The following is a 14,918-nucleotide window of genomic DNA, read 5'->3' as shown; positions in this document are numbered from 1 at the left end:
CGCCATGCTGCGCCCCGAGAGCGAGGCCGAGCAGGCATTCCGCGCCGAAGTGCGGGCCTTCCTCGCCGCCGCCATCCCCGGCCCCCTGCGCGACCTCACCTTCCGGCCGCCGCCGGAGCAGGCCATGGCCTGGTACCAGACGCTCGCCCACAAGGGCTGGATCGCGCCCCACTGGCCGAAGGCGTTCGGCGGCATGGGCGCGAGCCCGGTGGAGCAGGTGATCCTGCTGGAGGAGATGGCGCGCGCCGGCGCGCCCGACATCCCGAGCCAGGGCATCAACCATCTCGGCCCGCTTTTGATGCATTTCGGCACCCCGGCGCAGCAGGCGCGGCATTTGCCGGCGATCCTCGGCGGCGCGGTGATCTGGTGCCAGGGCTATTCCGAGCCGGGCGCCGGCTCCGACCTGTCGGCGCTGCGCACCGCGGCGCGCCGCGACGGCGACGATCTGGTGGTGAACGGCCACAAGATCTGGACCACCTGGGGCCAGCACGCGCACTGGATGTTCGCGCTCGTGCGCACATCGAACGCCGGCAAGCCCCGCGAGGGCATCACCTTCCTGCTGATCGACCTTGCGAGCCCCGGCATCGGCCGGCGGGCGATCCGCAACATCGCCGGCGACGACGAGTTCTGCGAGGTGTTCTTCGACGAGGTGCGGGTGCCGGTGGAGAACGTGGTGGGCGCCATCGACGGCGGCTGGCGCGTGGCAACCGCGCTGCTCGACCGCGAGCGCATCCAGCTCGGCGCGCCGGCCCAGGCGCTGCGGGCGCTGGAGCGGGTACGCCGCCTCGCGCGCCAGCTTGCGCCACCCGCGCGGGCGGCGCTGGCCGACCGCATCGCCGAGGCAGAGCTGGCGGTGGAGGTGCTCACTGCCGCCTTCCTCGACGCCGCCGAGCGCTTCGCGGCGGGCCAGGACCCGGGGGCGGAGAGCTCCTACCTCAAGATCCTGTCCACCGAGACCACCCAGGCCGTGCTCGACATCGCCCAGGAGCTCGCAGGCCCGCTGATGGCGCTGCGCGATCCGTTCCGGCTCGGCGACGCGCTGGTGGACCCGAGCGAGATGTTCCTCCAGGCCCGCCGCCTGTCGATCTATGGCGGCTCCAACGAGATCCAGCGCTCGATCCTGGCGGACCGGGTGCTGGGCCTGAAGCGGGAGGCGCGCTGATGGCGGCCCGTTCCGAGACCGAGGCGCTGCTTGCCTCAGCCGCCGCCGATCTGCTCGACGGCGAGGGCGGGCTCGCCCGCACCCGCGCCCGGCGCGACGCCGGCGGCGGGCTCGACCGCGCGGTGTGGGGCCGCATGGCCGAGATGGGCTGGTTCTCGCTGCTGCTGCCGGAGGCCCATGGCGGGCTCGGGCTCGCCCCGGCCGACGCGCTCGCCTTCCTGGAGGAGATCGGCGCGCGGCTCGCGCCCGAGCCGGTGGTGGCGGCGATCGCCGCCCAGCCGCTGCTGGCCGCCTGCGGCACCGCCGCGGCCGACGCCTTGCTCGCGCGGGCGGCCGCCGGCGCCGTCGTGGTCTGCGCCGATCCCGGCGAGGGCGCCCCGGGGGCGATGGCCGGCGCCGAGGGGCTCGCCTTCGCGCCGCCGGGCGTGGACGCGGCGGTCGCATTCGACGCGGCGGGGCGGCGGCTGCTCGCCCTCGATCCGGCGGAGGCGCGCGCGCTGGCCACGGTGGACGGCGGCGCCCTCGCCTTCCTGGCGGACGGGCCGGGCGCGGTGCTGCTCGGCGAAGGCGCGGCGGCCGAGGCGGCGTTCGCCGCCGCGCGGGACGTGATGCGCCTCGGCCATGCGGCCGAGCTGTGCGGGCTGACGGGGCGCGCGCTCGACATGACGCTCGACTACATGCGGCTGCGCCGCCAGTTCGGCCAGCCGATCGGTGCGTTTCAGGCGCTCCAGCACCGCGCCGCGACCCATTTCGTGGACGTGAGCGCGACCCGCGCCGTGGTGCGGGAGGCGGGCCGCGCCTTCGGCACGCCGAAGCAGGCCGGCGCGGCGGCCGCCGCCAAGGCGGCGGCAGGGGCGGCGGCGCTCCGGGTCTTGAAGGATTGCATCCAGCTGCATGGGGCCATCGGCTTCGCCGACGAGCACGACATCGGCCTCTACCTGCGACGCGCCATGGTGCTGGCGGCCGCCGCCGGACCGCCCCGCGCCTGCCGCGCCGTGTTCGGGACGGCCCGTGCGGCGGAGCTGGAAGCGCCGCTCCCGCGCCGGACAGCCCGAGCCGCCGGCCTGGCCGCGTCACACGCGAACTGACCCGCCCCCTCCCGCCCTTCCCCCGATGGGAAGGAGGGGGCGGCCCGGCGCGGACGAGCCGCGCCGGAAGCTCAGAACTGGAGCGTCACCCGCGTGTTGAAGGAGCGGCCCATGCCGGCGACTGGGTAGCCCCAGTCCACGGAGCTGCCCATCATGGACGGTGTGCGGTAGTTCACGAGGTTGGCGCCGCCGAGCGGCAGGTCGTAGTTCGTGTCGAAGATGTTCTCGACCGAGAACTCCACCCGCAGCATGTCCTTCTGGTAGGAGGTGCGGAAGTTGAGCAGCGCATAGGCCTCGGTCTCGAGCTCGTTGCGCACCTGGCTGACCAGGGTCTTGGAGGACACCATCTGCAGTTCGAGGCTGTTGCTCCACTTGCCCCAGCTGCGCTCGATGGCCTGGTCAACGGCGACGACGCCGTTGAGCGGCATCATGTGGTAGAGGTTGATGCCGTCGGTGCGCTGGCCCTGCACGAAGTTGAGGCTGCCGCGGAACTGGCCCTGCCCCCAAATGGCGTCGTCCCACAGCGCCATCTTGCCGTCGATGTTGACGCCGTAGAGCCAGGCGTCGTGGTTGGCGAACTGCAGGAACACGAAATTGTTCTGCACATAGGCATTGTTCGGCTGGCTCGCGAGGCAGCCCGGCAGGGTGCAGCGGTCGGCGTCGATATAGTCCACCACATAGCTGTAATAGGGCGACACCCTCAGCTGCCACAGCTTCTTGGCCGGATCGTTCCAGGTGGCGGTGAAGCTGATCGTGTGCGCCGCCTCGGGATCGAGGTCGAGATTGCCCACATAGCCGTTGCCGTCGCCGAACCAGCCGATCATGTCCATGGCCATGGCGTTGGTGGACCAGGCGTAGCGCTCGTAGAAGTTGGGCGAGCGCGTCTTGCGGGCGAGGCCCAGCTCGTAGAGGCTCGAGGCGTCCGGCTGGTAGCGCAGGATCGCCGTGCCGTCCATGTTGAAGTCGGTGCGGGCATGGTCCTGGGCGTTGAAGGCGGCGGCATCGGCGCCGTACATCATCATGTTGTAGCCGTGGACGTCGCCGGTGTTCATCCACACCGTGTCATTGCGGATGCCGACGACGCCGGTCCAGGCATTGTCGAACGTGTGCTCCCACTCGGCGAAGGTGCCGAGGCGGGTGCGCTGGCCGTTGTTGATGTTGATGAAGGCGTCGGGCCCCATCATCATCGAGCCGGCCACCGGCGGCCACCAATCGTCGAGATTGTTGTAATAGAGCTCGTTGCCGACCCGCAGGATGTCGCGTGCGGAGAGGCCGATGGTGCCCTTCAGCGCGTAGCCCATGTCGGTGGTGCGGGTGTCCATGGGCATGTCGCCGCTCTTGTCCGGCTCGATGAAGCCCATGGTGTGGCGCACGCGGTTGAAGAACACGGTGCCTTCGAGCTTGCCCCAGTCGAACAGGCCCTCGTATCGGCCGTTGGCAAAGACGCTCTTGTTGTCCACCATGTCCATGTACTGGTTCACATAGCCCTGATAGGGGATGAACTGGCCGCCGATCTGCACCGTGAAGAGCTGGTCGTTGATCTTCTTCGACAGGCTCAAGGCATGGTTCTGGGTCTCGTACATGGTCGACTTGATGACCGTGCCGTCGCCCGCCGTGTAGTCGCTCGCCTTGGCCCAGCCCCCGGTATAGGTGAGGCTGGTGTCGGCGTTCGACATGATGAGCGTGGTGTCGACGCCGTAGGAATTGCCGTTGGACCGATAGAAGCCGGCGACCGAGCCGGAGACGGTGATCTGGTCGCCCGGCGTGAAGCGCGGCGGCGCCAGCGTCACGTCCACTTTGGCGCCGGTGTAGTCGCCGCCGACGCTCACCGGCGCGGTGCCCATATAGACCGCGATCTTCGACACCATGGCCGGGTTGAGGAAGGACAGCGGCGGGTTCATCTCGTTCGGGCAGGCGACGCCGAACAGCATGCCGTTGATGCCCACCTGGACCCGGTCGGCGCCCATGCCGTTCACCGCCGGCAGGCTGGAGACTCCGCCCGCGCCCCAGGCCGCGCCGCCGGGAATGCCGGCGATGAGCGAACCGGTATCGCTGGTGTTGAGCGTCGCCGCGGCGGCGTCGGCGCCGGAGATGGTGGCGGTGTCGGCGGGTACGAAATTGCTCGGGATGCCGCCGAGGCCGAAGCCGGCGTCGCCGGGTGCGGGCGGGCGCACCACCACAGTCGGCAGCGCCGTGTCGGGCGCGCTCTGCGCCAGCGCCGGCAGCGGCAGGAGCGCGAGCGCCGCGAGCGCGGGGCGCACCAGCGCGGTGGTGGTGCGCAGCGCGGTGCGGCGCGCGGGCGCGGACTGGCGCGGCGCAGGGCGCCGGCCGCGGGCGAAAAAGGAGGACATGGGCATTTCCCGGCTTTGGCGAGGCGTCTGCGCCCGGCGCGGCGAAGGACGCGCGCGGGGCGGCTGGCCTCTGTGAAAGGAGGTTGCTTCCCGGCCGGACGGCGCGGGACACCATGGGCGGGCGCGCCGGCGCCGCACGGCGCCGGGACCTGCCCGCCGTTTCAGCCGAGGAGAGGAGGCGCGCGCGGCTGCGAGGGCAGCCACCCCGGCGCGCGCGGAGCGGGAAGTGGGGCCGGCGGCACGTAGGTGACGGCGAGGGCGACGCGCTTTGCCGCGGCCACGGGGAACGGCGGCGGCAAAGCGGCGGCGTCCACCCGCATGAGGCAGACGGGGCAGTGGACGGCCGCCCCCTTGCCCTTTTCGCCCTGATCCGCGTCGCCCGCGAGGCGCGCCGCCGCGCAGATCGGTGTTCCGGAGGCATCGCGCGGCATGGCCGCGACGAGGGCGCTGGCGAGCACCAGCTGGAACACGAGCGCATAGGCGGCGGCCCAAGCCGCCACCCAGCCGATCGTCCCGTTCCGCGGTGCGAGTCTCAACATTTCATTACCAGCCCACCTTCGGATAGCACGGCGGCGGCGCGCTGAAAATACGGCAGATGTGCGGCAGAAGGTGCGGTCCGCGCCGCCGGTTCGGCCGTCGCTTGGAGCGGCGGCGGAACGGTGGCAGATTCCGGCGCGCAGATGGGAGGCAGCGGTGGCGCACCCTGGGCGCATGTGGGGAGACCGGGCCGTGGCCGTGCTGGCGGCCTATGCGCTGGTGCTCGCCCTGACGCTCGCGGGGTGGGCTGCCGGCGCCCGGACCGCGGCTCGCGCGGACACTGCGTCCGCGGCCGCTCCCGTGGCGGCCTCCTTCGCGTCGTCGTTCGCCGCGGTCTGCGCGGCGGCGGACGCGGCGCCGGCTGGCGCCGCCGACCGCGCCGGCCACGCGCCCTGCCCCGCCGGTCACTGCCTCGCCGCCGATTCCCTTGCCGCCCCCCCGGACGGGGGCCGCGCCCTGCCCGCGCGCCACCTGGGGGCGGCCCATCGGGGCCCGGCGTCGCAGGCCCGGTCCGCATCATCGAGCGGCGCCCACGGGTCCAACTGCGCCCGCGCTCCACCGGCCTGAGCGGCGCCATCCGCCAGCCCGCCGGACCTCACCTCGCCAGCCGCCCGCGCGGAACGGCGAGAGACATGGAGTTGCCCCGATGACCCGACCCCCTTCCCCGCCTGGGCGCGGCGCCGGCACGGCCGACGCGCCGGCGCGCGCCATTCCCGTCATTGACCAGCGCATCGACAGCGCGGATCTGTTCCGCGCCGGGCGCATCGTCATCATCGATCATGGGGGCGAGACCTACCGCCTGAGGCTTACCGCCCAGAACCGGCTCATCCTGACCAAATAGGCGCGGCCGGCGGCGTGCCCCGGGGCGGACCTGCCCCGACCTTCGGGGGACCGTGCCCCGGCTCCGGCATCGCCGCGGGCTCCCCGCCGGCAGGAGCCGTGGCTCCGCCGCCGATTTCCCGCGCCCCAAGGCTCTTGATCCACGTCAACGGGCGCGGGTTGCTTTTGCTGTACTGCACAACGGTGGCCGCAGTTCGCCGCGACAATCATGTCGAGCGGCAGGTCCTCATTTCCGGGCGGAGATCTGCGGCAAGCGAAGGCGCAAGCGAGGCGGCACGGCTGCGTCCCCCACATGCGTGGTGCGGGGCGCCCTTGCCGGCGTCTGCCCTTCGGCCAGCGGACGCGCGGATGACGCCGGACGGGAGGCGGTCACGCCATGAACGACCAGACCCAGGATCAGACCAACGTCCCTCCGGCGACGGCCATGGGCGCGCCGCGGTTTTCCGGCTTCGGCTTTCCGAAGGCGCCGCCTGGTCTTGCGGGCTTCCCGGCGGTCGGCCCGGCCGAGCTCGCCAACGCCTTCGGCGAATACATGGTGGATGCCGCCCAGCGCGGCGTGCTGCTGATGGACGTGCTGCGCGTGCGCGGCAACGAGCAGGCCCAGATGGCGGCCCGGCCCATGGCCACGGTGCTCACCTTCGAGCACCAGATCATCCTCTCGGGGGCAGGGCTGCGCCGGCCCATCAATTATTCGCTCGCCCGCGTGGTGCCGCCCGAGGGCGCCTATATCGATCCCGCCAAGCGGCCGGTCGTGGTGGTGGACCCGCGCGCCGGGCAGGGGCCGGGCATCGGCGGCTTCCACAAGCAGAGCGAGATCGGCGACGCCTTCGCCGGCGGCCACCCGGTCTATTTCATCGGCTTCTCCGCCGAGCCCATGCCGGGCCAGACCTTCCTCGACGTGGTGGAGGGGCAGGTGCGCTTCTTCGAGCACGTGGCGCAGATGCACCCGGACGCGCCGCGCGCCTTTGCCATCGGCAACTGCCAGGCGGGCTACCAGACGCTGATGGTGGCCATGCTTCGGCCGGACCTGTTCGGACCGGTGCTGCTCGCCGGCTCACCGATCTCCTATTGGCAGGGCGTGCACGGGCGCAACCCCATGCGCTATGCGGGCGGCCTGTTCGGCGGCTCGTGGCTCACCGCTTTGTCCAGCGACCTCGGCAACGGCAAGTTCGACGGCGCGAACCTGATCTCCAACTTCGACACGCTGAACCCCGGCAACACCTTCTTCAACAAGCTCTACAAGCTCTACGAGAGCATCGACACCGAGAGCGAGCGATTTCTCGGCTTCGAGAAGTGGTGGGGCGACTTCATCCTGCTCAACGGCGAGGAGATCCAGTATCTCGTCGACGAGCACTTCATCGGCAACAAGCTGACGCGCAACGAGACCGCCACCGCCAACGGCCAGCGCTTCGACATCCGCAATGTCGCCTCGCCGATCATCGTCTTCACCTCGCACGGCGACAACATCTCTCCCCCGCAGCAGACGCTGGGCTGGATCCTCGACCTCTATGAGAGCGTCGACGAGATCCGCGCCGACGGCCGCACCATCGTCTATTGCCTCAACGGCGAGGTGGGGCATCTCGCGATCTTCGTGTCGCCCAAGGTGGCGGTGGCGGAGCATCAGTCGATCCTGCAGACCCTGGACGTGATCGACGTGCTGCCCCCCGGCCTCTACGAGCTCGTGGTCACGCCCAAGACGCCCGGCGCGCCCGCCGCCGACCTGGTGAAGGGCGACTATCTCTCGCGCTTCGAGGCGCGCACGCTGGACGACATCCGCGCCCTCGGCCGCAACAGCGAGGACGACGACCGCGCCTTCGCCACGGCCGCGCGGCTTTCCGAGATCAACCTCTCGCTCTACCGCACCTATCTCCAGCCCTGGGTGCGCGCCGCCACCACCGAGCAGAGCGCGGAGGCGCTGCGCGCGCTGCATCCCGCCCGGCTGCAATATTCCCTGTTCGCCGACGACAAGCCCTGGATGGGCCTCGTGGCGCAGGCGGCGGACCAGGTGCGCGCCGCGCGCCGCCCGGCGCCGGAGAACAATCCCTTTCTGCGGGCGCAGGCGAAGCTGGCCGAGGCCATGCTGAAGGGCTGGGATGCCTGGCGCGACTGGCGCGACCGGATGAAAGAGCAGTCCTTCTTCGCCGTCTACGGCACGCCCGCGGTCCAGGCCCTGCTCGGCACCGCCGCGCCCGCCCCCACCCGCGCGCCGGCGCCGCCGGCCAAGACCTCGGCCGAGCGCGACGCGATCGCCGCCCGACTCGAGGCCTACCGCGCGCGGATCTGCGAGGGCGGCCCGGACGCGGCGCTGGTGCGCGCCTTCCTCCACGTGCTGGCGGCGGAGCGGGCCTTCGACGAGCGCGCCGCGATCGCCGTCGCCACCGTCGCCCCCGAGCTCCGGGCGATTTCGGTCGCCCAGCGCAAGGCCCTGGTGCGCGAGCAGTTCTTCGCCTTGTTCCTGGCCCCCGAAAAGGCGCTGGCCATGCTGGGGCGCATGGTTCCGAACCCGGCCGACCGGGAGACCCTGGTGGCGCGCATCCTCGCCGTGATGTCGGTGACCGGGGCGCCGACGCCGCTGACGCTCCACCGCATCCAGGAGGTGGCGGACCGCCTGGAGGTCGACCTCGCCCGCATCCGCGCCGCCGGCGCGCGGCCCCCGGCGGCGCTGATGCCGCCGTCGCAAGCGCCCGTTCCCGAGCCCGCCCCGGCCGTCGCGGCGGCCTCATGACCACATCCCGCTGACGGCGCAGGGCTCCTCCTGCGCCGGAGGCAGGCGCCCGGCCTGCACCTCCCCCGCTGGCCGGGCGAACTGCCTGTCCCGTTCCCACCGGGCGGCTCGCCGCCCCGCCCAAGGTCCGCCGGCCCGGCCGGCCCGCCGCATTCCGAGGAGCCCGCGCCATGGACAATGACCCGGCCGCGCCGAAGTCCCAGCGTCTCGACGGTCTCATCGGCCAGGGCCGCGCCGTCAAAGCCCTGCCCATGGGCGTGGTCTATCCGCTCAATGGCGACGCGCTCGCCGGCGCCTTGGAGCCGGCGCGCGACGGCCTGATCGAGCCGGTCCTGGTGGGACCCGAGGCGCCGATCCGCGACCTCGCGCGCAAGCTCGAGATCGACCTCGGCGCGACCCGCATCGTCGACGTCCCCGACGCCGAGGCGGCCGCCGCCACCGCCGCCGCCATGGCCGGCCGCGGCGAGGTGCTCGCCCTCATGAAGGGCAGCCTGCACACGGACACGCTGCTCCACGCGGTGGTGCAGAAGGAGGCGGGCCTGCGCACCGGGCGCCTGCTGAGCCATTGCGCGCTGATCTTCTCCCCCGCTTACGGGCGGCGCATCATCCTCTCCGACGCGGCGATCAACATCGCGCCCGACCTCGACGCCAAGCGCGACATCTGCCAGAACGCCATCTTCCTCGCCCATGCGGTGGGCATCGCCGTGCCCAAGGTCGCCATCGTCTCGGCGGTGGAGACGGTGCGCTCCAAGATGCCCTCGACGCTGGACGGCGCGGCGCTCGCCAAGATGGCGGACCGACGCCAGATCGTCGGCGGCATCGTCGACGGCCCGCTCGACCTCGACGGCGCGGTGGACCCGGCGGCGGCGCGCATCAAGAAGATCGTCTCGCCGGTGGCGGGCATGGCCGACGTGCTGATCGCCGCCAACATCGACGCCGCCAATGCCATGTACAAGGAGTTCCTGTTCATGGCCGGGGCGCAGGCGGCGTGCTGCGTCATGGGGGCCAAGGTGCCGATCGTGCTCACCAGCCGCGCCGACAGCGCCGAGACGCGCACGCTCTCGGCCGCACTCGCCGTGATCGTCGCCGACGCGGTGCGCCGCAAACCCGATCTGTTCGAAGGCCCGAGCGGGGAGTGAGCGCCATGGACACCGGCATCCTTGTGGTCAATGCGGGCTCGTCCAGCCTGAAGTTCGCGCTCTACCGCGTGCGCGGGCAGACGCTGGCGGTGGCCTGCCGCGGCGCGGTGGAGCGCATGATGACGGCGCCCCGCTTCGCCGTGCGCGGCCCCGACGGCGCCGCGCTGGGCGAGCATTCCTGGCCCGGCGCCGTCGACGCCGAGGCGGCGCTGCGCTTCGTGCTCACCTGGGTGGACGCGAACCAGACCGATGTGAAGGTCGCCGCCTGCGGCCACCGCCTGGTGCAGGGCGGCGCGCGCTATGGCGGCCCGGTGCGGGTGGACGATGAGGCGCTGTCTTATCTTGACGGCCTCCGGGTGTTGGAGCCCCAGCACCAGCCGTCGGAGGTGGAGGGCATCCGCTCGCTGCGGCGCATCCATCCCGGCATGCCGCAGGTGGCGGTGTTCGACACCTCGTTCCACCGCACCATGCCCGAGGTCTCGCAGATCTACGCCGTGCCGAAGGCGATGCGCGACCAGGGGGTGCGCCACTGGGGCTATCACGGCATCTCCTACGACTACATCACCCGCACCCTGCCGACATACGACCCCGACGCAAGGCGGGTGATCGTCGGCCATCTGGGCTCGGGGGCCAGCATGTGCGCCATCCGGGACGGCAGGAGCGTCGCCACCACGATGGGCTTCTCCGGCATCGAGGGCCTGCCCATGGGCACGCGCTGCGGCGCCATCGATCCCGGGGCGCTGCTCTATTTGCTGCGATCCGGCCTCTATGACGAGAAGACCCTCGCGCACGCGCTGTACGAGGAATCCGGCCTCAAGGGCATCTCGGGCCTTTCCAACGACGTGCGCGATCTGTTGGCGAGCTCGGCCCCCGAGGCCAAGCTCGCCATCGACTATCTGGTGCACCGCATCGTCTATTTCGCCGGCGCCTACGCGGCCGTGCTGGGCGGGCTCGACGCCATCGTCTTCACCGCCGGCGTCGGCGAGAATGCCGCCCCGGTGCGCGCCGCCGTTCTGGAACGCCTCGCCTTCCTCGGCGTTGTCCTCGATGCCGAGGCCAATGCGCGCAACGGCCCGTTGATCTCCGCCGCGCAAAGCCGTGTGCGCGCCTTCGTGATCCCCACCGACGAGGAGATCATGATCGCCCACCACACCCTCGCGCTCGCCGCCCTCCCCTGAGTGCGGCCGCCGGACCCGGCATCCCGGGGCGCGCGCTTGACTCCGGTCAAGGCCGCACCGCGGGACTGCGGCTAACTCAAGGATCAAGGGCGTTTCCAGCGATCAGGGCGGCGTGCGATGGTGCTGCGCGCGCATCCGCGCCGCTGCTTTGAAGGATCTGTCCATGAAGCGCACCGTGGCCATTCTCGCGCTTCTCGCCGCTTTGCTGGGCGTGGGCGGCGCGGGCGCCTGGTATCTGGCCGCCCGCAGCCGCACCCTGCCGCCGGGCTTTGCCTCCGGCAACGGGCGCATCGAGGCGACCCAGGTGGACGTCGCCACCAAGGCCGCCGGCCGGGTGCTCGATGTGCGCGCCGAGGAGGGCGACTTCGTCCAGGCCGGCCAGATCGTCGCCCAGATGGACGTGGAGGAGACCGCCGCCGCCTTGCGCACCGCCGATGCCCAGGCGGCGCAGGCGCGCCAGTCGCGCGACACCGCGACCCACGTGGTGGAGCAGAGGAAGGGCGAGCTGGACCTCGCCGCCAAGGAGCTGGAGCGCCAGGAAACGCTCGTGGCCAAGGGCTTCGCCACCGAGCAGAAGGTGGATCAGTATCGCACCACCAAGCTCACCGCTGCCGCCGCGCTCGCCGCCGCCCAGTCGAGCCTTGCCGCCAGCGAGAGCGCCATCCGCGCCGCCGAGGCCGAGGTGGACCGCCTGAAGCGCCTGGTGGCCGACGGCACGCTGGTCGCGCCCAAGTCCGGCCGCGTCATCTACCGCCTCGCCGAGCCCGGCGAGGTCTTGGCGGCGGGCGGCAAGGTGCTGACGCTGATCGACCTCTCCGACGTCTACATGACCATCTTCCTGCCCGCGTCCCAGGCCGGCACGCTGGCGCTCGGCGCCGAGGCGCGCCTGCTGCTCGAGCCGCTGCCGGACCGGGCGGTGCCCGCCAACGTCTCCTTCGTCTCGGCGCGCGGCCAGTTCACGCCCAAGCAGGTGGAGACCCAGAGCGAGCGCGACCGCATGATGTTCCGCGTCAAGCTGAGGATCGCCCGGACGCTGGTGGAGAAGTATCTGGAGCATGTGAAGACCGGGGTCACCGGCGTCGGCTATGTGCGGCTCGATCCCAAGGCCGAATGGCCATCCTGGCTCACCTCCGACCTCGTCGACGAGGCCAGGAGGTGAGCCAGGGCGCAGCCGGCGGGTCGGCCGACGCGGTCCGCCTTTCCGGCATCGGCCACGCCTTTGGCCGCACCCGCGCGGTGGCCGGCATCGACCTTGAGGTGCGCGAAGGCGCCTCGGTGGCGCTGGTGGGGCCGGACGGGGTGGGCAAGTCCACTTTGCTCGGACTGATCGCAGGCGCGAAGCGCATCCAGGCCGGCAAGGTGGAGGTGCTGGGCGCCGACTTCTCCGCCCGCGCCGCGCGCGAAGCGGTGCAGCCGCGCATCGCCTACATGCCCCAGGGGCTCGGGCGCAACCTCTATCCCAACCTCACGGTGGCCGAGAACATCGCCTTCTTCGCCCGCCTGTTCGGCGAGGACGCGGACGCCAAGGGCGCCCGCGTCGCGCCGCTGCTCGCCGCCACCGGCCTCGACCCGTTCGCCGACCGGCTGATGCGCAAGCTCTCCGGCGGCATGAAGCAGAAGCTCGGTCTGTGCTGCGCGCTGGTGCACGACCCGGACCTGCTGCTGCTGGACGAGCCCACCACCGGCGTCGACCCGCTCTCGCGCCGGCAGTTCTGGGACTTCGTGGACGAAATCCGCGCCGACCGGCCGCGCCTGACCCTTCTCGTGGCCACCGCCGACATGGAGGAGGCGGCGCGCTTCGAGCGGGTGGTGATGGTGGATGGCGGGCTGATCCTCGCCGACGGCGCGCCGGCCGCGTTGCTCGCCCGCACCGGCCAGCCGAACCTGGAGCGCGCCTTCGTCTCGCTCCTGCCGGAGGACCGGCGGGGCGAGGGGGAGGTGGCCGCGCGCGCCGCCGCCATCGCCGACGATGCCCCCATCGCCATCGAATCGCGCGGCCTCACCCGGCAGTTCGGCGACTTCGTCGCCGTGGACCATGTGAGCTTCGAGATCCGCCGCGGCGAGATCTTCGGCTTCCTCGGCTCCAACGGCTGCGGCAAGTCCACCACCATGAAGATGCTCACCGGCCTGCTGCCCGCCTCCTCCGGCGAGGCGCTGCTGTTCGGTGTGCCGGTGGACCCCGCCGACATCGAGACCCGGCGGCGGGTCGGCTATATGAGCCAGGCCTTCTCGCTTTATGGCGAGCTCACCGTGCGCCAGAATCTGGAGCTGCACGCCCGCCTCTTCACCTTGACCGAGGACGCGGCGAAGGCGCGCATCGCCGAGCTGGTCGCGGCGTTCGACCTCGCCGGCCATCTCGACGCGCTCGCCGACGGCCTGCCGCTCGGCGTGCGCCAGCGCCTCTCGCTGGCGGTGGCGGTGCTGCACCGGCCGGAGGTGCTGATCCTCGACGAGCCCACCTCGGGGGTCGACCCGGTGGCGCGCGACAAATTCTGGGACCACCTCCAGCGGCTCTCCCGCGAGGACGGGGTGACCATCTTCGTCTCCACCCACTTCATGGGCGAGGCCGAGCGCTGCGACCGCATCTCCTTCATGCATGCCGGCAAGGTGATCGCCACCGGCACGCCGCAGGCGCTCAAGGCGGAGCAAGGCACGCCGACCCTGGAAGAGGCCTTCATCGCCTATATGGAGATGGGCGGCCGCGAAGCGCGGACCAGCGCCCGCCTCGCCCCGCCTGCGCCGCGGCGGGACAGCCGGCGCGCCGCCTTCTCGCCGCGCCGGCTCGGCGCCTATGCCTGGCGCGAGGCGCTGGAGCTGAGGCGCGATCCGGTGCGCCTCGCCTTCGCGCTGCTCGGCACCGCGCTGCTCATGATCATCTTCGGCTACGGCATCACCCTCGACGTGGACAAGCTGCGCTTTGCCGTGCTCGACCGCGACCAGACGCCGGAGAGCCGCGCATATGTCGACGGCTTCGCCCACTCCACCTATTTCGTCATGGAGCCGGCGCTCGCGAGCCCGCAGGACCTCGACCGGCGGCTCAAGGCCAACGCCATCGCCTTCGCCATCGAGATCCCGCCCGAGTTCGGCGCCGACCTGCGGTCCGGGCGGCAGACCGAGGTGCTCGCCACCATCGACGGCGCGATGCCGTTCCGCGCCGAGACCATCAAGGGCTACGTGCAGGCGGTGCACCTGCTGTTCCTGTCGGACGTGGCGCAGGCGGCGGGGCAGTCGGTCGCCAGCTTCGCCACGCTGGAGATGCGCTACCGCTACAACCAGTCCTTCAAGAGCGTGGAGGCCATGGTGCCGGCCACCATCGCCCTGATGCTGATCTTCATCCCCTCCATCCTCACCGCGCTCGGCGTGGTGACGGAGAAGGAGCTCGGCTCCATCACCAACCTCTACGTCACCCCGGTCACCAAGATCGAGTTCCTGCTCGGCAAGCAGCTGCCTTACGTGGCGCTCGCCTTCTTCAACTTCCTGGTCATGGCGCTGATGGCGCAGTTCCTGTTCGGCGTGCCGCTGAAGGGCTCGTTCATCGGCCTCGCGCTCGGCGCCTTCGCCTATGTGCTTGCGACCACCGCCATCGGCCTCGTCGCCTCCACCCTCACCAGCACGCAGGTGGCGGCCCTGTTCGGCACCGCCATCGGCACCATGATGCCCGCCACCCAGTTCTCCGGCATGCTCCAGCCGGTGGCGACGCTGGAGGGCGGCGCGTACGTGCTGGGAACGCTCTTTCCCACCACCTATTTCATGCGCGTCTCGGTGGGCGCCTTCACCAAGGGGCTCGACTTGGGCGACCTGCTGCCCTTCGTCGGCGCGACGGTGCTGTTCTGGCCGGCCTTGCTGGGCCTGGCATGGGCCATCCTGCGCAAGCAGGAGGGCTGAGCATGGAGCCGAA

The 14,918-nt window shown here is 71.7% G+C and carries 10 protein-coding genes; 8 read left to right on the top strand and 2 right to left on the bottom strand.

Annotated features, from left to right (window positions below):
• Positions 1–4: 4 nt before the first annotated feature.
• Together ABLE88_RS09340 and ABLE88_RS09335 are read left to right on the top strand one after the other, a co-directional pair.
• Positions 5–1,162, top strand: coding sequence for an acyl-CoA dehydrogenase family protein (locus ABLE88_RS09340; protein WP_348831258.1), 1,158 nt, complete (start codon positions 5–7; stop codon positions 1,160–1,162).
• Entirely contained in the window at positions 1,162–2,250 is a 1,089-nt protein-coding gene (locus ABLE88_RS09335; protein WP_348831257.1) for an acyl-CoA dehydrogenase family protein, read from the top strand. The genes ABLE88_RS09340 and ABLE88_RS09335 overlap by 1 nt, the downstream gene beginning before the upstream one ends.
• 71 nt (positions 2,251–2,321) lie before the next feature.
• On the opposite strand, the gene ABLE88_RS09330 is transcribed toward ABLE88_RS09335, so the two are convergent.
• Together ABLE88_RS09330 and ABLE88_RS09325 are read right to left on the bottom strand one after the other, a co-directional pair.
• Complete coding sequence (locus ABLE88_RS09330) at positions 2,322–4,601, bottom strand: TonB-dependent receptor (protein ID WP_348831256.1); 2,280 nt, start codon at positions 4,599–4,601, stop codon at positions 2,322–2,324.
• 161 nt (positions 4,602–4,762) lie between these two features.
• Positions 4,763–5,101 (bottom strand): DUF2946 family protein, encoded by a 339-nt coding sequence (locus tag ABLE88_RS09325; protein ID WP_348831255.1) that lies wholly within the window; start codon positions 5,099–5,101, stop codon positions 4,763–4,765.
• A gap of 683 nt (positions 5,102–5,784) precedes the next feature.
• On the opposite strand from ABLE88_RS09325, the gene ABLE88_RS09320 reads away from it, so the two are divergent.
• The 6 genes from ABLE88_RS09320 (at position 5,785) to rbbA (ending at position 14,905) form a co-directional block, all read left to right on the top strand.
• Positions 5,785–5,979, top strand: coding sequence for a hemin uptake protein HemP (locus ABLE88_RS09320; RefSeq protein WP_348831254.1), 195 nt, complete (start codon positions 5,785–5,787; stop codon positions 5,977–5,979).
• Positions 5,980–6,354: 375 nt separating this feature from the next.
• Positions 6,355–8,703: a DUF3141 domain-containing protein gene (locus ABLE88_RS09315; RefSeq protein ID WP_348831252.1), complete on the top strand. Its 2,349-nt coding sequence runs from the start codon at positions 6,355–6,357 to the stop codon at positions 8,701–8,703.
• Positions 8,704–8,873: 170 nt separating this feature from the next.
• Entirely contained in the window at positions 8,874–9,842 is a 969-nt protein-coding gene (locus tag ABLE88_RS09310) for a bifunctional enoyl-CoA hydratase/phosphate acetyltransferase (RefSeq protein ID WP_348831251.1), read from the top strand.
• 5 nt (positions 9,843–9,847) lie between these two features.
• Complete coding sequence (locus ABLE88_RS09305; protein ID WP_348831250.1) at positions 9,848–11,020, top strand: acetate/propionate family kinase; 1,173 nt, start codon at positions 9,848–9,850, stop codon at positions 11,018–11,020.
• A gap of 163 nt (positions 11,021–11,183) precedes the next feature.
• Complete coding sequence (locus ABLE88_RS09300) at positions 11,184–12,179, top strand: HlyD family secretion protein (RefSeq protein ID WP_348831249.1); 996 nt, start codon at positions 11,184–11,186, stop codon at positions 12,177–12,179.
• Positions 12,176–14,905, top strand: a complete 2,730-nt coding sequence (rbbA, locus tag ABLE88_RS09295; protein WP_348831248.1) for a ribosome-associated ATPase/putative transporter RbbA — start codon at positions 12,176–12,178, stop codon at positions 14,903–14,905. Before ABLE88_RS09300 ends, rbbA begins: the two co-directional genes overlap by 4 nt.
• Positions 14,906–14,918 lie beyond the last annotated feature (13 nt).

Origin of the sequence: Xanthobacter luteus (genome assembly GCF_040049235.1) — a bacterium.
In the GTDB taxonomy this organism is placed as follows: Bacteria; Pseudomonadota; Alphaproteobacteria; order Rhizobiales; family Xanthobacteraceae; genus Xanthobacter.
The sequence above is the reverse complement of the archived record's forward strand: the minus strand, read 5'-3'. Positions and strand labels throughout refer to the sequence as shown.

Bases quoted from the DNA above. Each gene is read 5' to 3' on its own strand.
- ABLE88_RS09340 (WP_348831258.1), top strand. From the start codon at position 5: ATGCTGCGCCCCGAGAGCGAGGCCGAGCAGGCATTCCGCGCCGAAGTG.
- ABLE88_RS09335 (WP_348831257.1), top strand. From the start codon at position 1,162: ATGGCGGCCCGTTCCGAGACCGAGGCGCTGCTTGCCTCAGCCGCCGCC.
- ABLE88_RS09330 (WP_348831256.1), bottom strand. From the start codon at position 4,601: ATGTCCTCCTTTTTCGCCCGCGGCCGGCGCCCTGCGCCGCGCCAGTCC.
- ABLE88_RS09320 (WP_348831254.1), top strand. From the start codon at position 5,785: ATGACCCGACCCCCTTCCCCGCCTGGGCGCGGCGCCGGCACGGCCGAC.
- ABLE88_RS09315 (WP_348831252.1), top strand. From the start codon at position 6,355: ATGAACGACCAGACCCAGGATCAGACCAACGTCCCTCCGGCGACGGCC.
- ABLE88_RS09310 (WP_348831251.1), top strand. From the start codon at position 8,874: ATGGACAATGACCCGGCCGCGCCGAAGTCCCAGCGTCTCGACGGTCTC.
- ABLE88_RS09305 (WP_348831250.1), top strand. From the start codon at position 9,848: ATGGACACCGGCATCCTTGTGGTCAATGCGGGCTCGTCCAGCCTGAAG.
- ABLE88_RS09300 (WP_348831249.1), top strand. From the start codon at position 11,184: ATGAAGCGCACCGTGGCCATTCTCGCGCTTCTCGCCGCTTTGCTGGGC.